Here is a 19550-nt window from a genome sequence, read left to right as displayed (position 1 = left end):
ATTTCTAACGCACCTTGTCCTTAAAATAACTCAAAATTTGAAATTCTTGAAATGAACTCAGAAATACATTTGCTGTGGCAAGAAATGTTAGCAGATTTATCTACCACAGCGGTACTGTGGCAGCTTGCCGTCATTGTAGTTGCCTGTGCTATAGGGTGGGCTGTAAACGGGGCGTTGCGTAGCTATGTCATGCGCCATGCTCCGGAAAATTGGAAGATGGGCATTGGTGGAATCAACCGGGTTCTATTCCCATTAACAACACTAGTTTTCGTTCAAATAGGGAGGGCAACACTTTCCTACTGGCAACATACCAGCATATTAAAGCTCGTAAGTACCCTGTTAATTTCTATGGCAGTTATTCGATTAGCAGTATATGCATTGAGGTATATTATCGCTCCAGGTGGTTTGTTAAAAACACTAGAAAATACAATTGCAACGAGTATATGGCTGGTTCTTGCATTGCATTTAAGTGGGTTGTTAACTGATTTTTTCAATGTGTTAGACGATGTGAAATTTAAAATTGGTCTGCATTCCGTTAATTTGTTGTTGGTTTTGCAGGCATTACTCACTATTCTTGTGACAATATTCTTCGCACTTTGGGTTAGTCGATTTATAGAAAATAAACTCATGAATGCCGAGCATATAGGCGTCAATATGCGCGTAGTGATGAGCAAAGTATTACGTATTTTCTTACTCACCATTGCGATTCTAATCGCACTTTCGGCTGTTGGTTTAGATATTACTTTTCTCTCGGTTTTCGGTGGTGCACTGGGGGTGGGTTTAGGGTTTGGTTTACAACGTATTGCTAGCAATTATGTAAGCGGCTTTATAATTTTGTTAGATAAGTCTATGCAAATAGGTGATGTAGTGACGATTGACACACATTATGGTGTAGTAACTGACTTACGCACGCGTTACCTTGTATTGCGTAAGCTCGATGGCACGGAAGTGATTATTCCCAATGAGACTTTAATCATCAACCCAGTCATTAACCATTCATCTGCCGACCACAAGGCGAGAGTGCAAATGCCTGTGCAAGTGAGTTATGCTAGTTCTTTAGAGACAGCTATGAAGGTCATGTACGAAATTGCATTTAGACACCCCAGAGTGCTTGAATTACCCTTGCCTGCTGTTCAAATACAAGGTTTCGGAGAGAGTGGTATTGATTTGGTCTTGAACCTTTGGATTCCAGATCCTGAAGAGGGTTCAGCGAATCTCAAGACTGAGATTTATCTAGAGGTCTGGCGTGCATTTCAGAATAATGGTATTTCGATTCCGTACCCGCAAAGAGAAGTGCGTATTCTTAGGGAGCAGCAGCCGGAGACTTAAACTTTTTATATTTTAAATAGCACAAATAAAAAAACCCGCTGATTTGCGAGTTTTTAATAAACTAAATAATATATTATTTAAGTTTAGTTTCTTTGTACATAACGTGTTGGCGCACTACTGGATCAAATTTCTTGATTTCCATTTTGCCAGGCATGGTACGTTTGTTTTTAGTAGTGGTATAAAAATGACCTGTACCAGCACTAGACTCTAATTTGATTTTTTCGCGCATGATATTTTATCCTTAGATTTTCTGGCCAGCTGCACGCATATCAGCAAGCACGGCATCAATACCGTTTTTGTCGATTGTACGTAACGCATTATTAGTAATGCGCATGCTTACCCAGCGATTTTCGCTCTCAACCCAAAATTTGCGGTTTTGCAAATTAGGTAAAAAACGACGTTTTGTTCTGTTATTAGCGTGAGAAACATTGTTACCCACCATTGGCTTTTTGCCAGTTACCATACATACACGTGCCATGGTTAATCTCCAAACTTCTGCTTTTTTTGAAAGACCGCAATTATAGTATGAAAGCCAACTTATTCTCAAGAGAAATATTAGAAAAAATCAATAATATTCAAGATTTAACGCATCGGTAAGCGTTAGTTATGATTTATGTTGGAATTCAGTCATGTATGCGGCTAATTAATGCTTACCTGTACTGCCAAATCCACCTTCGCCACGCTCGCTTGTATCAAAATCATCTACAAGATGAAAGTCCGCTTGCAGAACAGGAACGATAACCAATTGAGCAATGCGTTCCATAGGATTTAGCTCAAATGCTGTATTGCCTCTGTTCCAGCATGACACCATGAGTTGACCTTGATAATCAGAGTCAATCAAACCAACTAAGTTACCTAAAACAATACCATGTTTATGACCAAGCCCAGAGCGCGGCAAGATAAGTGCGGCATGATAAATATTATCTAGATGAATCGCCATGCCAGTAGGTATGAGGACAGTTTCCCCTGGTAGCAACGTAATCGGAGCATCAATGCATGCGCGTAAGTCTAACCCTGCTGATCCTTCAGTGGCGTAAGTTGGCATTTGTTCATGTAGACGGTCGTCTAGAATTTTTAGGTCGACGATAATTTTCATAAAAGTCTCTTCAATATTAAATTGGTGGATTGGTTTAGGTAAGCATTAAACACTAATTATTCATTAAAATCACTATGGTTTAATTTCGTTATAGCTACTATTATTAACCATAATCTTAATATGGGAATAAGTAATGCAAATATTTTGTTTCAATAGAATAAATAGTTTACTTGCTTTGGCAGGGTTTTTCGGTGTATCAACCACGGTTTTAGCTGAGGCTAATGAGGATAGTGTTGCCATAACGATGGCGCCTATAGTCGTTACTGGTACTCGCGTTGAGCAAAATAGCTTTGATTTGCCAATGTCAATTGATGCTACTGATGCTGCAATAATTCAAGATGGTCAACTAAAAGTTAACTTGTCCGAATCTTCAAGTCGTGTACCAGGCGTTGTTATTAATAATCGCAATAATCCAGCACAAGATTTAGCTATCCAAATTCGTGGTTTCGGTGCACGTTCTGCATTTGGCGTACGAGGTGTACGTTTATATGCAGATGGCATTCCAATGACTATGCCTGATGGGCAAGGTCAAACTGGTACATTCAACTTAGATACTGCTTCACGTGTGGAGTATTTACGTGGACCATTCTCATCGTTATATGGCAACTCTTCTGGCGGTGTTGTTCAGATTTTCACTAAAGATGGCGATGCAGATCCAACAGTTTCAGGAGCTATGACTTTTGGTAGCAATAATACACAGCGCTATAGCTTAGGTATTAGTGGACGGGGTGAAGGGTTTGATGCTGTAGTCAATGCTAATACGTATAGTTCTGATGGATTCCGCGATCAGTCTGATACACGTCGCGATACTTTGCATGGAAAATTTAATTTTCAATTGGGTAATGATACCAAGTTGACTGTTGTGGCGACGGCGTTAGACCAACCAGATAATAAAGATCCGCAAGGTCTTGATGCAGCTCAGCTTAAAGCTAATCGCAAACAGGCAGGTACAAATTCAGAGCTGTTTAACACGCGCGTATCACGTAGTCATGAGCAAATAGGAGCAACTTTAGAGCAAAAGTTTACTGCTGATGACACAGTTCGTTTAATGGCTTATTACGGACAACGTGATAATGAACAGTATCAATCGATTGCCGTAGGTGCGCAGCGTAATGATTTGCAAGGTGGTGGAGTTGCTACCATAGACCGTACTTTTGGGGGTGCCGATTTGCGATGGACTCACAATGGCAGTATTGTTGAAAGGCCATTCACAGTTACTGCAGGCATGAATTATGACCGTATGATAGACGATCGTAAGGGTTATGAAAATTTCACATCTAATAAGGCTTTCGGTTCATTACTAGGGGCAAATCTTGATTGTGGTAACGCTATAAACGCAATTGTATGTGGTGTGAAAGGGAATTTGCGTAGAGATGAAACTAATACAGCCAAAAACTTTGACCAATATATCCAAGGCTCGATCGACTTAAGTCATAGATTTACATTTAGCGGTGGTTTGCGCCATAGTAAAGTGCGCTTTAGCAATAATGACAATTTCATTGTGAATACTGCTTACAATGGATCAAATCCAGATGATAGTGGCTCAGTTAGCTTTAGTGAAACAACCCCTGTACTTGGTGCTATATTTAAAGTCACAGATACTATTAACCTCTATGCTAACGCAGGTGAAAGTTTTGAGACCCCAACTTTTGTAGAAATGGGCTACAAGGTGACAGGTTCTGGACTGAATCTTGACTTGAAGCCAGCAAAAAGTCGTCAATTTGAAGCCGGTATCAAGGCATTTTTGGGAGACAACACTCTAATGAATGCTGCGGTTTTCAGCATTGATACAGATGATGAGATTGTCGTTCAACAGCAAGCTGCTGGACGCACAGTGTATCAAAATGTGAAAAGTAGTGAGCGTAAAGGTTTTGAATTGTCGTTCGATAGTAAATTCGATACCGGTTTAGGTACTTATCTCGCCTATTCATATTTAGATGCCGCATTTTCATCGAATTTTCTAGCATGTCGCCCATTCAGTGGCGGACAGACTGCTTGTAATATCAACGCAGCAGCAGCGGCTGGTACACCTGGTAACTCAGGTGGAGAGGTAATTAAATCTGGAGCTGATATTCCTGGTACATTTAAACAAACTTTATATGGTGAAGTGTCTTGGAAGTATGCACCGATTGGTTTTTCTACAGCGATAGAAGCGCGTGTGAACAGTAAAACTTATGTAGCATTTAAGCCTGAATATGGCAATGCCGCCGGTTATACAGTTGCTGCTTTTCGTGGAGGCTTTACGCAAAATCTAGAAAAATGGAAATTTAACGAGTTTGTACGCATTGATAATTTATTTGATAAAGATTATGTAGGTTCAGTGCGTGTGGGTGATTTGAATGGTCGTTATTACGAGCCAGCACCTGGACGCACTTGGTTGTTGGGGTTCAATACCAGTTACAAGTTTTAGGCATAAGTAAGCAATAAAAATTTCTCGAGATTACGAGATTTTTTATTGCTGAAAATATCTATTTTTGTCTAACTTCTTTTTAACCCATTTGAAAAGTCTACTTTCTTAAGGGTGTACAATAAGCTTCGTGATGTGTAGCAATATCTCCCTTGCGACGTCAATTTTAGAGGCGCGATCTAAGGGATATGTACCTTCATCATCGAGTAGAGTGATTTGATTTTCATCACTGCCCATCGCATCTGCGGCTAAATTGGCCACAATCAATGGTAATTTTTTAGCTTTACGTTTAGCTTCTGCATACTCAAGCAAATTTTCGCTTTCGGCGGAAAAACCTACACAAAATGGCGGGTTGGGCAAACCGGCAACGTCTGCAAGAATGTCTTTATTCTTTTTAAGTTCTAACGTAAGTGTTTGCTCACTTTTCTTAATTTTTTGCTTATGTTGCAACATTGGGCTGTAGTCTGCTACGGCCGCGACAGCAATGAATATATTTTGTTTGGCGATTTCTGTCATGACAGCTTGATACATACTCTCAGCGCTTGTTGCGTAAATGGTATTAATATTCAAGGGAGGTATAAGCGCGCTTGCGCCGCTAATTAAAGTGACTTCAGCCCCCATATCTGCGGCAATTTGAGCGATTGCATAGCCCATTTTTCCTGAGCTTAGATTAGTGATGCTGCGCACAGGGTCAATCATTTCTAGTGTGGCGCCAGCGGTAATTAGCACTCGTTTGCCAGCTAATAATTTAGGGGTAAAGTGAGCATTTACTAACGCTAGTAGGGCGCCTGCTTCTAACATTCTGCCTAAGCCTACTTCGCCACAGGCTTGCTCGCCGCTATCTGGTCCGAATATGCTAATGCCATCGGCAGTCAACTGATTAACATTACGTTGCGTGGCCGGGTTTTCCCACATTTGTTTATTCATCGCTGGTGCGACTAGTAATGGGCAATCTCTTGCCAAACATAGCGTAGAAAGTAAGTCATCCGCACGACCATGCACTAATTTAGCCATAAAGTCTGCGCTGGCAGGTGCGACTAAAATTGCATCTGCACCGCGACTTAACTCTATATGTGGCATACCGTTACTAATGCTGCTATCCCACATGTCAATAAATACAGGTTTGCCAGACAACGCTTGCATAGTCACTGGAGTAATAAACTGGCAAGCAGCAGCAGTCATCACGACTTGTACGTCGTAATTAGCTTTCACTAGCAAACGCACAAGCTCAGCCGCTTTGTATGCCGCGATGCCACCAGTAATGCCGAGTACAAGCTTTGTTGAAATTTTTCGTTTATTTATCTGCGATGTCATGGTAGATTTTGCTTATGCTAAAAACAATAAAATTGCTAACGATTCAAGAGTTAGCTTCAAGTTTAACATGGGTGCTTGTGCTATGTGCAAGTATGCTTGTTGGCATTGATTCTGCTCAAGCGCGAGGTGTGGGTGCAGAGCAAAGGGATAAAGCTAACGGCATTAAGTCAAATGCTGTGCCAGGGCCGGCAGCGGATTTTACTTGCAGAGATTGCCCAATCAAAAAGCTGCCAGATGAATCGCTCACGGGTCGAGTGTGGCAATCTGAAGTGCGAGATATGGCAACTTGGAAGCGGTTGAGTAAACCGCTTCGAGATGCTGAGTTTAGTAAGTTTGTGATTAACCTGAGAACCAACAAAATTTACTTTGTAGATAGCAATGTGTTTATGCTGCATGCCGATTTTGTGGTGGATTACTTGCAAAAGATCCCGCGTACGGCGGCAAATATGAAAGCCTATAACCGTAATTACAGCACGAAAAAACCACAGTTTATTTTGGGGTATTTAACCCACTATTCTAATTTAGACTTATATAAACAAGATACGAATACGACTCCCCGTGATTTATGGACTTTTTCTTTCTGGGAAGGCGATACTATTCAAGCGCAGGACATTCAGCTGGTTTATAAACGTTTGCAGCAAACATTTACAGTTGCGCCACTGGTATTTAGACCAGATTCATCTGAGCAAGAGCGCATAGCCAGCCAGTTAAAAGCGTTTCACATTCAAACCATTAATAACAATCAAATTTATCAATCGTTACCCTATCAGGCATTTAACACTGGCAGTGCGATTGGCCGCTTGGTGATTGTGCCACCAACAACACAAATTGAAAACTTAACGTTTGATGAGGATGATATTGTGTTGTTGCAGAGTAGTTATCCTGATATTTCTCCCGTCGCTGGCGTGATTACCACGCAGTTTTCTACTCCCTTATCTCATGTGAATTTGCGTGCAAGTGCATGGGGCGTTCCTAACGCGACTATCAAAAGTGCTGTTAATGAGTTTAGGAGTTTTGATGGTAAGCAGGTAGTTTATGAAGTGACTGAAGCTGGTTATCACATGCGGCTGGCAACGGAAGGTGAGGTTACACATCATAAGAATGACAAGTTGGCTAAAACTGCCGTTGCCATGCCCTCAGCAGATTTAGCGACGACAGCCCTGTTACCTCTAAGTAAAATCAGCGCAGAAGATGCCAATAAATACGGCGCTAAAATCAGTAATTTAGGTGAAATGGTGCGTGCTAATACCAATTTGAATATTCCTGATGGCTTTGGCATCCCTTTTAGTTACTACCTTGCGCACATCAAGCATAACCATATTGATCAATTAATAAATAAGACTTTAAACGATCCCAAATTCAAACAAGATGCAAACTGGCGTAAAGCAAATTTACAAGCCATTCGTTTAGCTATTACAAATGCTCCACTCGCTATGAATACTTTTAATAAAATTCAAACAAAGTGGCAAAAACAGCTAGGTAGCAGAGGCGTGTTTGTGCGTAGCTCTACTAATGCTGAAGACTTAAAAGGTTTTAACGGCGCAGGGCTTTATGACACGGTGCCTAACGTAAAAGATAAGAAAGCCTTGGCAACCGCAATTAAGCAGGTATGGGCGTCAGTTTGGAATTTACGTGCAGTTGAAGAACGAACGCACTTTGGTATTTCGCATGAGCAAGTTTACCCAGCGGTGTTAATACAATCTGCCATCAATGCCGCAGCCGCAGGCGTGTTGTTGACCACGGATATTTGGGGGCATCAACCGACTACTTATGCCATTAATGCCAAATGGGGCTTGGGCATGCGTGTGGTTGAAGGGCAAAAAATAGCCGAGCAGATTTTGTTTGATACTAGCAACGATGGCACTCGCGTGATTAGTCGCTCGGATGAGTCGACTATGTTAGTGGCTAATCCAAAAGGTGGCATGATGGAGAGACCCGTCACAAAAGGTGCTGCTATTTTGACAGAGAAACGTGCCAAAATATTGGGTGAAGCAGCGCAGCATGTTGCCGAAATTTTTAATCAAACTGAGGTGTTAGATATTGAGTGGGTGCTTGAAACTCAAAGCGGCCAAGATGTTTTTTGGATAGTTCAGGCGAGACCATACGTAAATAATCACCATGAAAGTAATTTGTAAATGGGACAAAAGATTCGAGTGATTATATTACTGCTGATTTTGGCAACGGTAGTGCAACAAACTTGGCTAGAGAAAAGTAGTTTATCTTGGAAAGATAACTTCTATGTTGCAGTATATCCCGTCAATGTAGATAACAGCAGCAAAGTAAGTGATTACTTACGCACGTTAACGCGTGATGATTTCGAGCCAGTTGCAGAGTACTTTGCAAGTGAAGCCGAACCGTATCATTTGGGTTTACGCCGCCCGATAGAAGTGCAATTAGGTGCGCAGGTGACGGATATTCCACCAGCACCGCCTAACGATGGAAGTGCTTTAAGTACGATTGTTTGGAGTTTAAAATTTAGATATTTCGCATGGCGCCATAGCCCTAAAGTCAATGTTAAACCAGCGATTCGGCTGTATTTGTTGTATTACGACCCTGTTACCAACCCACGTTTAAGTCATTCAACCGCACTTAATAAAGGCAGAATTGGTCGCGTAAACTTATTTGGGGATAGCTCTTATGCCAAGCAGAACTTAGTGATTTTGTCGCATGAGTTACTACACACACTTAATGCTACTGATAAGTATGATTTGGCGACTTCTATGCCTATCTATCCAGATGGTTTTGCAGAACCCGACAAGTCACCACGTTATCCGCAAAGCTTGGCTGAGTTGATGGGTGGGCGAGTACCTATTAGTGAAAATAAAGCTGAAATTCCTAAAAGTTTAAAGCGGACATTAATTGGTGAGAAAACCGCGCGTGAGATTGGCTGGTTGAAATGATGAAGGAGCAAGTATGGCAATAACTGACTGGCCTGCAAGTGAGCGTCCACGTGAAAAGCTATTAGAGCTTGGCGTAGAAGCGCTTTCTGATGCTGAATTACTTGCCATTTTTTTACGCGTTGGCGTGACTGGTAAAAGTGCGGTAGATTTAGCGCGCGATTTGCTCACGCAGTTTGGTAGCTTAAACGGAATTTTTGCCGCACAACTGAGTGAGTTAACTCAAGTACACGGCATAGGTAGCAGTAAGTTCGTACAGTTGCAGGCTATTTTTGAAATGAGCCGCCGCGCGTTAAACGAGCAAATGCAAATAAAAGATATCCTCAACTCACCGAAGCAAGTGCGCGATTACCTTTGTTTAAAATTAGGCAATCTAACGCGCGAAGTGTTTTTGGTGCTGTTTTTAGATGCGCAAAATAGAGTAGTGACGACTGAAGAGATGTTTAGTGGCACACTCATGCAAACCAGTGTGTACCCAAGAGAAGTCGTTAAACGCGCCTTGCACCATAATGCCGCCAGCGTGATTTTTGCGCATAATCATCCTTCTGGCATTGCCCAGCAAAGCCAAGCCGATGAGTTAATCACTAAGCAGTTAAAAGAAGCTTTAGCGCTAGTGGATGTGCGAGTGTTAGATCATTTTATAGTGGCTGGCAACACTACACTTTCATTTGTTGAGCGAGGGTTGCTGTAAACTTAAACTTATGCAAAATATATTAATAGATAATTTTTTATGGCTTAACTTAGCTGTTGCTTTAGGCATAGGGCTTTTAGTGGGTGCTGAACGTGAGCGCAGCAAGGGCGAGGATCCTGATAGGTCATTAGCAGGCATACGCACTTTTACGATTGCCTCTTTATTGGGCGCAGTAAGTACAATTATCAATTTTTGGCTATTAGTTGTTGCAGTACTCAGTGTGACTGTTTTTGCTGCCATTTCTTATGCGTTGAGAGTCAATAAGCACCCTGGATTAACGACAGAAATCACCTTGATTTTTACAGTTATTCTGGGTGGCTTAGCGCTTACTGCCCCATCTTTAGCCGCCAGCCTTGCGGTGACAGCCGCTATATTGTTAGCGGCAAAAGAGCCTATTCATGGTTTTATACGGGGTGCCGTGACTAAAGATGAGTTAAATGACTTTTTGATACTAGCGGCAGCTACGCTGATTGTATTGCCACTGGTGCCGAATGAATTTATAGGGCCATTTAATGCGATAAATCCAAGAAACCTATGGCTAATTGTCATATTAGTCATGTTTATCAGCGCAGTGGGCCACTTAGCTTTACGTTTGCTTGGTGGGCGTATTGGCTTGCCAATTGTTGGTTTGGTTTCTGGTTTTATTTCTAGTATAGCTACCATCGGTGCAATGGGGGAACGTGCTAAAGAAATGCCAACTTTAATGGGTTCTGCTGTAGCAGGTGCTTTGCTGTCTAGTCTCTCAACAGTGTTGCAACTTACTGTATTGCTCGCTGCTATTCATAGACCCACATTGCAAGCCTTAGCCGCACCATTGATTTTTGCCGGGGTTTCCATAGCGATTTATGGCTTGGTAGTTACGCTAAGATCATTTCATCACCCTGGTGCAGAAATGACCAAGCCAACTCGATCCTTTAGCGTAAAAACTGCGCTTATCTTGGCTACGGTCATTGCTATTGTATTGATTGTTTCAGCTGCGTTGAAAGCTTGGTTTGGTCAAGCTGGTCTTGTGGTCGCCTCGGCAGTGGCAGGGTTAGCTGACGTACATGCTTCAACAATTTCTGTGGCTTCGTTAGCCGCTGCGGGGAACATCATTGCAGCTAATGCCGTCATTCCGATTCTTGTGGCTTTTTCAGTTAATATCATCTCTAAAGTGGTTGCAGCCTTGGCAAGTGGTGGCAAAGCCTTTGCACTTCAAGTGGTTCCTGGGTTGGTCATACAAGTGACGGCAACATGGCTTGGTTGGTGGCTGTTCTAGGGTTTTAGCAAACGCTTGGCTTAGTAAACAGCAGCTTAGGCAAGCTGAAGCGCAGCAAGTCTTGCATATAGCCCACCTTGCTCGCGCAGTTGAGCTGGACTGCCAATTTCTACAATACGCCCATTTTCCAGTACGATAATTCGGTTGGCTTTTTGCACAGTACTTAATCGATGTGCAATCATCAATGTGGTTCGCCCTTGCATTGCAGCATTTAAGCCTTGCTGTACAAGTATTTCTGATTCTGCGTCCAATGCGCTAGTGGCCTCATCTAATAGTAATATCGGCGCATCTTTAAGTATGGCGCGAGCGATGGCGATACGTTGGCGTTGTCCACCAGATAATCGGGTGCCACGTTCACCTAAAAAGGTTTGGTAGCCATCAGGTAATTTATGCACAAATTCGTCTACTTGGGCGGCTTTGGCGGCAGCAATCACTTCATCATCACTCGCATCAGGTTTGCCGTAACGAATATTTTCCAACGCGTTAGCTGAGAAAATCACTGCGTCTTGCGGCACGATGGCGATATTATTGCGTAAACTATTTAAACTAAGCGTATCAATATTTTGTCCGTTGATGCTGATTTGACCAGCGTTTGTTTCATAAAACCTAAGTAAACATTGAAATAAAGTGGTTTTACCAGCACCAGAGGGGCCAACCAATGCAATGGTTTCGCCAGCGGCAATGCTTAATGAAACGTTATCTAAAGCGGCAATTTGTGGGCGCGAAGGGTAGTAAAACACCACATTTTTGAACTCAATTGCGGCATGAGTTGGGTTAATAAGACTTTGTGCATTTGCAGGCTCTTTAATTGAAACTTCTGCATGCAAAAGTTCAAGCAAGCGCTCGGTTGCGCCTGCGGCGCGCATTACATCGCCCCAAACTTCTGCCATTGTGCCTACTGCACCAGCAACCATCATGGCGTAAAGCACAAAGCTAGCAAGCTCACCACCAGTCATGGTGCCAGCACTGACTTGCCGTGCGCCTATCCATAGCACAAAAATAATCGTACCCAATACGGCGGTGACCATCAGCATGGTTAACATGGCGCGCACACGGACTCTTTTTAACGCGGTGGTAAAACTCAGGTCGGCACTTTTGCTGAAGCGTGCAATCTCGCGTTGCTCTTGCGTATAGGATTGCACTGTAGGCATGGCGTTAAGTATTTCACCTGCCATAGCGGAGCTATCGGCAATGCGGTCTTGAGATTCGCGCGAGAGCTTTTTAACTGAACGACCAATGATAATAATAGGCAATATCAGCAATAACATCAGACCGATATTGAGTGAAAATAAGTAAAAATTAGTCACAGCCAACATGACCATGCCACCAATAAATTGAAACAAACTGCGCAAACCCATAGAAATTGAACTGCCCACCACGGTTTGAATTAAGGTGGTGTCGCCTGTCAGGCGAGATAGGACTTCACCAGTTTGGGTGGTTTCAAAGAACTGTGGTGATTGCGTCATGACTCGTGCATACACGGCGCTACGTAAATCAGCGGTCGCACGTTCACCCACCCAAGAAACCGTGTAATAGCGCGATGCAATCATCAACGCCCAAAATACCGCCAGCGCGAACATCACTAAAAAGTGACCATTTAAGCTTAATGAACCAATCAAACCTTGATGAACAGTTGCTGAAGTTGCCTTCGTGACAAAGCCAAAGTCGATTAAGTCTCTAAAGGCTAGCGGCACCAATAGCAGCGTGGCAGAGCCTAAACACAGTAATATAAATGCCAGAAATACGCGCGAACGATAAGGGTGTAAAAATGGCCAAAGATTAGCTAGTGACGATAGTTTTTTAGCTGGTGATTTTGCGTTGAGTGGTAAATCAGTATCTGTAGTATAGGTCTTATTTTTCTTAGGAGCCTGCATGCTAATCGGTTCAGTATAGTTGTATTAATGACAGTATAACTGGCAACTGAAAATCGTTTAGGTTCATTGCGACTCAAGTTCACAAATACTAAAGTTTCCAATAAAGTTTTTAGCGTGGTCGCAGGTCTGATTTATACTTGGCGAATCTAATTATTTCAAATAGTCATCATGCATAAAAATTTCAAAATAATTATCTGGATTGCAGTGCTTGTTTTAGGCGTTTCTGCAGTGGGTGCTATTGCGCTTAATCGGGGTGAAAGCATTAGTGCCATGTGGTTTATTACGGCGGCACTGTGTATTTATGCCATTGCGTATCGTTTTTATGCGGCTTGGATTGCGGCGATAGTATTAACCGTGGATGAAACGCGCGCCACACCTGCTGAGAGACTGGACAATGGACGTGATTTTATACCAACCAATAAATGGGTGGTGTTTGGTCACCATTTTGCCGCCATTGCAGGGCCGGGGCCTTTGGTAGGGCCTACTTTAGCAGCACAATTTGGCTATTTACCCGGCACGCTATGGATTTTAATTGGCGCGGTATTAGGCGGCGCTGTGCAAGATATGGTGACTTTGTTTTTCTCAACGCGACGTAATGCTCGCAGTTTAGGGCAAATGGCGCGTGATGAAATTGGCCCCATTGGCGGTGCGGCAGCGTTGATTGGTACATTTTTAATCATGATTATTCTGATTGCAGTGTTAGGTTTAGTTGTGGTTAACGCAATGAAGCATAGCCCGTGGGCAACTTCAACTGTAGCGGCAACTATTCCTATCGCCATGATTGTTGGGTTTTACATGCGTAATTTTCGCCCAGGGCGTGTGTTAGAAGCTTCGACTCTCGGTGTAGTATTATTATTGCTAGCCGTTGCTGGCGGCGGCTGGATTGACCACAACGAATCATTACGTGGCTTATTTGACCATGAAGGCTTAACGCTTGCTTGGGTGATTATTGCTTATGGTTTTGCAGCAGCGGTGATGCCTGTATGGTTGCTACTTGCGCCACGCGACTATTTATCAACTTTTGTGAAGTTGGGTACAGTCACTTTGCTCGCCGTTGCTATTATCATTTTGCAGCCACATATTCATATGCCTGCGATGACGCAGTTCACCGACGGAAGTGGGCCAATATTCGGTGGCAAGCTGTTCCCCTTTGTATTTATTACCATCGCCTGTGGCGCTATTTCAGGCTTTCATGCGCTCATTTCATCGGGTACTACGCCTAAGCTTTTAGCCAATGAACGTGATATTCGCATGATAGGTTATGGCGCTATGCTGCTAGAAAGCTTTGTGGCCATTATGGCGATGATAGCCGCCACAGTGCTAGAACCTGGCGTATTTTTTGCCATTAATAGTCCAGCGGGCGTGGTGGGGAAAGAGGCGATTGACGCGATTGCCAAAATTAATAGCTGGGGTTTTGCGGTGAGTGTAGAGCAAATGAATCAACTCGCTAAAGACATGGGCGAAAGTAGTTTGTTTGCCCGCACAGGCGGCGCACCAAGTTTAGCGGTGGGCATGGCGAGCATTTTTGGTAATGCTTTTGGTAAAAGTATGTTGGCGCTGTGGTACCACTTTGCCATTATGTTTGAGGCGATTTTTATTCTTACTACGCTAGATGCTGGTACGCGCGTAGGTCGCTTTATGTTGCAAGATATGCTGGGTAATATTTGGCCAAAAATGGGTCGCACCTCTTGGATGCCGTCTGTTATTTTCACCAGTGCGCTAGTGGTTGCTGGCTGGGGTTATTTCTTATACATCGGTGTGATTGACCCTAATGGCGGCGTGAATATTTTATGGCCATTGTTCGGTATAGCGAACCAAATGCTAGCTGCCATTGCCCTATGCGTAGCAACAGGTATTTTGGTTAAGTCTGGCAAGTCTAGATATGCTTGGGTTACGGGCCTGCCTTTGGTTTGGCTGGTGATTATTACCAGTAGCGCTGCATGGCAAAAGATATTCAGTGATGATATTCGTGTTGGTTTTTTTGCTGCGGCAAATGATATGGCAACTAAATTAGCAGCAGGTGTGCTACCAGCAGAAAAGGCGGCAGTAGCGCCACAACTCATCTTTAACCAGCAGCTAGATGCCTATTTAACGATGTTTTTTGTAGTCGTACTATGGGTGGTGATTATTGACATGCTCTATGTCACCTATAAATATTTAGCAGGTAAGCCAGTGTTACCAATCACAGAAGTGGCTCGAGAGCCAAGTAGTTTAGTCGAGAATTGGGTGAGAGATTAAGATGTTAGAAAGATTAAAAGCTTTTTGGCGAACGGTACGACGTCTTTCAGGTGATGATGCTTACGAGCAATACTTAAAGCATTTTGCCGAACATCATGCGGATTCATTAGCGGAAGTCCAAGCGCCATTAAGCCGAGAAGCTTTTTTTAAAGAGTGGCAAGATAAAAAATGGAAAGGCATCAAGCGTTGCTGTTAAGTGCAAGTTTTTGCGAGGGTGATATTTCCCGCATCATAGAAATGGCTTGGGAAGACAGAACCGCCTTTGAGGCGATTGAAGCACAATTTGGCTTAAAACAAGATGGTGTGATTAAAGTAATGCGCACTCATTTAAAGCTGAGTTCTTTCAAGCTATGGCGTGAGCGTACCCATGGGCAAAAGACTAAGCATGCAATGCTGCGAACCTCAGACGTCAATCGTCATCAGTCAAAACAGCACAATAAGTTTGCATAGGTAGTTTTTTACCAAAAGGTTAGAAAAATACTACCAACTAAGATATATATTATCAATTTGCATCTCGTCTTGTTGTGTTTCGTTAGAGATGGAAGTTTTTTCAAACTCATGCTCTGAGTCATCCACAGCATTCAAGAAGTTAGGTGGGTTAATATATAAAGGTTGAAATACAGCCTTGAGTTCACTTAATCCAGATTCTTTTTTAAATATTCCTACAAATAAGTTTTTCATTTTCATTCACCTCAAATGGTCATGCACATTATTCAATATGCAAAGTGCATACCATCTTTACGGCATGAAATGAGGAAAATTAAGTGATTGATTTATAAATAATATTAATATTAAGTAAGGTGCGGAAGCTTAAAGGTGCAGATGAAATGCTAGATTATGTTGTTGGATTTTAATCGCTTGGTTTAGATTTTCATCATATGAATAACCAAGCGATTAATTGGGCTAATTAAAACGTTGATTTTGTGCCTGAATCCACATCCAGATGCCCAGTAATATCATAGGTAAGCTTAGCCATTGCCCCATACTAAAGCCCATGGATAAAAGGCCTAAGTAAGCATCAGGTTCTCGAGTATATTCTGCTAAAAATCTAAAACTGCCGTAGCCAATTAAGAATAAAGCTGAAACCGCGCCAGTTTCACGTGGCTTGGATGAATAAATCCAAAGTGCCAAAAACAGTACTATGCCTTCAAGACCAAATTCATATAGTTGCGAAGGATGACGCAGTAGATTATCCACTTTTGGAAAAACCATTCCCCATTGTGCATTGGTCACACGACCCCAAAGTTCGCCGTTAATAAAGTTGCCCATGCGTCCAGCGCCTAAGCCAATCGGCACAAGTGGCGCTACAAAATCCATAATATTTAGCCATTTGATTTGGTATTTATGCGCAAAAAACCACATTGCGCCTAAAACGCCTAAAAACCCGCCATGAAAGCTCATGCCGCCCTGCCACACCGCAAAAATCTCTATTGGATGATGGGTAAAGTAACTGAACTGGTAAAACAATACATAGCCTATGCGCCCACCCAAAATCACGCCTAGCGCGCCAAAAAACAGAGCGTCATCAAGCATGGCAATAGTCCAACCATGCCATTTTCTGTGACTAATTTGCCATTTACCTAAGCCCAAAAATGCTAAAAATCCTACTAAGTACATTAGGCCGTACCAGTGAATACCAAACTTGCCAAGATGAATTGCTATCGGGTCAAAACTAGGGTGAACGAACATGAGAGATGCGCTATTAAGTAAAGCTTGAATTTTACCTAAGTTTTAATATTTATAGGCTTAAATAAAGGTAATTAAATTGTAATGATGATATAGCTCTTATTCGTAGATATTTAAAACATAATCACTATTTAGTATGGATATGGTGGGTATGTTCAAAGCCCATAAACTTGGCGTATAGTTCAAATATTATGATGAATAATTACCGCCTTTCAAAGGCGGTGTAGTTGAGTTAAACCGTTTAGATGCAATTTTGTCTGGGATACCTATGTCAGAATCAAATGATTACATCAACTCAGCGTTGATTACCCTAAAGGTAGATAAAGGCTTAGATGTTTATATAAGCGCGTGTGAAAAGCTTTTTTTATTCGCGCAAGACAACGTTTGTATTCTCGACCCCCACGGCAAATTAGTATATCGGAACCCCACCCTTGTGGAGTTATGTGATACGTATGCTAACACCGATGCTGAAGCTGCATGGAATGGCATCTGCCAAAAAATGAGTGCGCAAATGATACGTGCAATGGATACCCGCACCAGCACGTCTTTTTTCTTTGAGTGCGAAGGCGCAAGCGCTCAATATCATGTCAATGATTTAATACATATATCTCCTATTATTGATATGCAAGATCAGGTTTTAGGTGTTATTGCCATCGGTCGAGATCACAGTTTTTATGAGCAAATTGAAGGTCAGGAAATCAGACGGCGTGAGTATTATTTACGTGCTTTATTGGATACTTTTCCATTTATGGTGTGGATGAAAGATAAAAATAGCCGTTTTCTCGCTTGTAATAATGCTTTTGCTAAGGTTGCTCAGCAGATTTCTGTACATGATCTTGAGGGTAGAACGGATTATGACTATTTTTCAGTAGAGGCGGCTGCTAGCTATATAGCGGACGATCGAGATGTTATGCAAACAGGTGTTAGTAAAACACTCGTGGAGCCCATTGTAAAAAATAATGGTGAAATACACTGGGCTGAAACCTTTAAGTCTTGCGTAGTTATAAATGACGAGGTTATTGGCACGGTTGGTTTTGCGCGAGACATTAGCAAAGAACAATACCTACAGGCGCAAGTGACCAAACGTCAGCAAGATTACATGACCTTGGTAAAGAACCTGCCGATTACCATTGTGCGATATGACTTGAAGTGTAAGCGTATTTTTGTGAGTACGCATTGCGAAGGGCTACATGGAGTTTTAGGTGATAGTTATCTTTTAAAAACACCGGAAGAGGCGTGGAGTCCATATATTCTTAATCTGACGGCTAAAGAGTTTACTCGGCGATTAGAAGCAGTGATACAAACAGAGAAGAAACAGTCGTTTGAAATACACACTAAGTACGGTGAATCATTTTCTGTCAATCAAGTGAAATTAATTCCAGAGTACGACGAGAACCGAAACGTGACGGGTGTGTTAACTATCGCGACAGACATTACAGAGAATGCCGAGTATAGGCAGACAATTGAGCATTTGGCTTTTCACGATGTGCTGACTGGTTTACCTAACCGCAGATTTTTTAATCAAGCATTAAACAAAGCCATTGAGCGCGCCGAGCAGAATCAGGCAGCATTTGCTGTTTTCATCATGGATCTAGATCACTTTAAAACGATTAATGACACCATGGGGCATGACGTAGGTGATCAATTGTTAATTGATGTGGCTAATCGAATTAAACAAAATACTGGCGAAAGTTATTTCTTTGCCCGCATGGGGGGTGATGAGTTTGCCATACTGATTCATGGTTATGAGTTTGATGAAGATTTGATCGCTAAATCTACGATTTTATTGGAGCAGGTTTTTCAGCCATATTATATTGCAGGGGCTGGTTATTTTGTCTCTGCAAGTATCGGTGTTGCCTGTTACCCTAAAGACAGTCATGACGTCGATGATTTGATTAAATACGCTGATTCAGCCATGTACTCAGCTAAACAAAAGGGCGGGAACAATTGCCAACTCTACTCGCCAGCTTTAACCCAGGGTATGAGGTATCGATTGGCAATTGAAACAGCTTTGCGTTATGCGATGATTAACCACGAGCTATATCCGGAGTTTCAGCCTATTGTCGATATGCAGACCAAGCGCTTGATTGGGGTTGAAATTTTGTGCCGCTGGAAGAGTGCTACTTTAGGTCAAGTTTCTCCCACATCTTTTATTCAGGTAGCTGAACAGTCGGGCATTATTGTAGAGATTGGGTATTGGATCATCAAGCAAGGGTTTATTGCTGCCAAAATCATTAACGAGGCAAGTGCGGAAGTTGTCTCAGTTTCTATTAATCTTTCATCTAGGCAGTTTATTGAGATTAATTTTTTGCAACGAATCAAATCGCTGCTTGATGAAACAAAATGCAAGCCTGCTTGGATAAAGTTTGAAATCACCGAGGGCTTGCTCTTGCAGGATGCTTACGAAGTGCATCGAGTATTAGACGCTTTTGATGAAATGGGTTTCAGAATTTCTATAGATGACTTTGGTACAGGCTATTCAGCATTGGCCTATTTAAATAAATTTCCAATTCATCAAGTCAAAATCGACCGTTCTTTTATTAATGAAATGACGACTAATCATAACCATGCATTATTGGTAAAAGCCATTGTCGCCATGGTGCAAAGTTTGGGTAAAGAATTGGTTGCAGAAGGCGTTGAAACTGAAGCGCAGGCAAGCCTATTACAAAGCTATGGTTGTCAATATGCACAGGGATTTTTGTTTAGTAAATCAGTAGGGTTAGAAAATTTGATGTTAATGCTAAAAAAATAAACATATTT

At 42.2% G+C, this 19550-nt stretch carries 17 protein-coding genes; 10 read left to right on the top strand and 7 right to left on the bottom strand.

Going from position 1 to position 19550, the window contains the following annotated elements; genetic code table 11:
- Positions 1-51: 51 nt before the first annotated feature.
- A complete protein-coding gene (locus tag PSV17_RS06615) occupies positions 52-1329 on the top strand; it encodes a mechanosensitive ion channel domain-containing protein (RefSeq protein ID WP_300480876.1) in 1278 nt (425 codons plus the stop codon).
- 73 nt (positions 1330-1402) lie between these two features.
- Here the strand turns inward: PSV17_RS06615 and rpmG are convergent, their stop codons facing one another.
- From rpmG to dut, 3 genes are all read right to left on the bottom strand, one after another.
- Positions 1403-1558, bottom strand: coding sequence for a 50S ribosomal protein L33 (gene rpmG, locus PSV17_RS06610; RefSeq protein ID WP_013147069.1), 156 nt, complete (start codon positions 1556-1558; stop codon positions 1403-1405).
- 12 nt (positions 1559-1570) lie between these two features.
- Positions 1571-1807 (bottom strand): 50S ribosomal protein L28, encoded by a 237-nt coding sequence (gene rpmB / locus PSV17_RS06605; protein WP_013147070.1) that lies wholly within the window; start codon positions 1805-1807, stop codon positions 1571-1573.
- A 165-nt stretch (positions 1808-1972) separates the two neighbouring features.
- Complete coding sequence (gene dut, locus PSV17_RS06600; RefSeq protein WP_300480875.1) at positions 1973-2425, bottom strand: dUTP diphosphatase; 453 nt, start codon at positions 2423-2425, stop codon at positions 1973-1975.
- Positions 2426-2558: 133 nt separating this feature from the next.
- Between dut and PSV17_RS06595 the strand changes: the two genes are divergently transcribed.
- Complete coding sequence (locus PSV17_RS06595) at positions 2559-4835, top strand: TonB-dependent receptor (RefSeq protein WP_300480874.1); 2277 nt, start codon at positions 2559-2561, stop codon at positions 4833-4835.
- A 105-nt stretch (positions 4836-4940) separates the two neighbouring features.
- Here the strand turns inward: PSV17_RS06595 and coaBC are convergent, their stop codons facing one another.
- A complete protein-coding gene (gene coaBC / locus PSV17_RS06590; protein ID WP_300480872.1) occupies positions 4941-6146 on the bottom strand; it encodes a bifunctional phosphopantothenoylcysteine decarboxylase/phosphopantothenate--cysteine ligase CoaBC in 1206 nt (401 codons plus the stop codon).
- A gap of 14 nt (positions 6147-6160) precedes the next feature.
- Between coaBC and PSV17_RS06585 the strand changes: the two genes are divergently transcribed.
- The 4 genes from PSV17_RS06585 to PSV17_RS06570 are packed head-to-tail and all read left to right on the top strand — an operon-like array spanning position 6161 to position 10992.
- Positions 6161-8281 (top strand): PEP/pyruvate-binding domain-containing protein, encoded by a 2121-nt coding sequence (locus PSV17_RS06585; protein ID WP_300480870.1) that lies wholly within the window; start codon positions 6161-6163, stop codon positions 8279-8281.
- Complete coding sequence (locus PSV17_RS06580; protein ID WP_300480869.1) at positions 8282-9046, top strand: hypothetical protein; 765 nt, start codon at positions 8282-8284, stop codon at positions 9044-9046.
- 13 nt (positions 9047-9059) lie between these two features.
- Entirely contained in the window at positions 9060-9734 is a 675-nt protein-coding gene (radC, locus tag PSV17_RS06575; RefSeq protein WP_300480867.1) for a DNA repair protein RadC, read from the top strand.
- Positions 9735-9744: 10 nt separating this feature from the next.
- The gene (locus tag PSV17_RS06570) at positions 9745-10992 is read left to right on the top strand and encodes a DUF4010 domain-containing protein (protein WP_300480865.1); all 1248 of its coding nucleotides are present in this window, start codon (positions 9745-9747) and stop codon (positions 10990-10992) included.
- A 35-nt stretch (positions 10993-11027) separates the two neighbouring features.
- On the opposite strand, the gene PSV17_RS06565 is transcribed toward PSV17_RS06570, so the two are convergent.
- Positions 11028-12866, bottom strand: a complete 1839-nt coding sequence (locus PSV17_RS06565; protein WP_300480862.1) for an ABC transporter transmembrane domain-containing protein — start codon at positions 12864-12866, stop codon at positions 11028-11030.
- Between the two features lie 168 nt (positions 12867-13034).
- Between PSV17_RS06565 and PSV17_RS06560 the strand changes: the two genes are divergently transcribed.
- Genes PSV17_RS06560 through PSV17_RS06550 form a run of 3 tightly spaced genes read left to right on the top strand, consistent with a single transcriptional unit; the run spans position 13035 to position 15554 of the window.
- The gene (locus PSV17_RS06560; protein ID WP_300480860.1) at positions 13035-15104 is read left to right on the top strand and encodes a carbon starvation CstA family protein; all 2070 of its coding nucleotides are present in this window, start codon (positions 13035-13037) and stop codon (positions 15102-15104) included.
- A gap of 1 nt (position 15105) precedes the next feature.
- A complete protein-coding gene (locus tag PSV17_RS06555) occupies positions 15106-15300 on the top strand; it encodes a YbdD/YjiX family protein (protein ID WP_300480858.1) in 195 nt (64 codons plus the stop codon).
- A complete protein-coding gene (locus PSV17_RS06550; RefSeq protein ID WP_300480856.1) occupies positions 15273-15554 on the top strand; it encodes a TIGR03643 family protein in 282 nt (93 codons plus the stop codon). The genes PSV17_RS06555 and PSV17_RS06550 overlap by 28 nt, the downstream gene beginning before the upstream one ends.
- A 30-nt stretch (positions 15555-15584) precedes the next feature.
- Here the strand turns inward: PSV17_RS06550 and PSV17_RS06545 are convergent, their stop codons facing one another.
- Both PSV17_RS06545 and lgt read right to left on the bottom strand, forming a co-directional pair.
- Positions 15585-15785: a hypothetical protein gene (locus PSV17_RS06545; protein WP_300480854.1), complete on the bottom strand. Its 201-nt coding sequence runs from the start codon at positions 15783-15785 to the stop codon at positions 15585-15587.
- Between the two features lie 222 nt (positions 15786-16007).
- Positions 16008-16793 carry a prolipoprotein diacylglyceryl transferase gene (lgt, locus tag PSV17_RS06540; protein WP_300480851.1) on the bottom strand — a complete coding sequence of 262 codons (786 nt, stop codon included), beginning with the start codon at positions 16791-16793 and terminating at the stop codon, positions 16008-16010.
- 265 nt (positions 16794-17058) lie between these two features.
- Between lgt and PSV17_RS06535 the strand changes: the two genes are divergently transcribed.
- The gene (locus PSV17_RS06535; protein WP_300480849.1) at positions 17059-19542 is read left to right on the top strand and encodes an EAL domain-containing protein; all 2484 of its coding nucleotides are present in this window, start codon (positions 17059-17061) and stop codon (positions 19540-19542) included.
- Positions 19543-19550 lie beyond the last annotated feature (8 nt).

This window comes from Methylotenera sp., from assembly GCF_029946165.1.
In the GTDB taxonomy this organism is placed as follows: Bacteria; Pseudomonadota; Gammaproteobacteria; order Burkholderiales; family Methylophilaceae; genus Methylotenera.
This window is presented reverse-complemented; position numbering and strand designations above follow the sequence as displayed.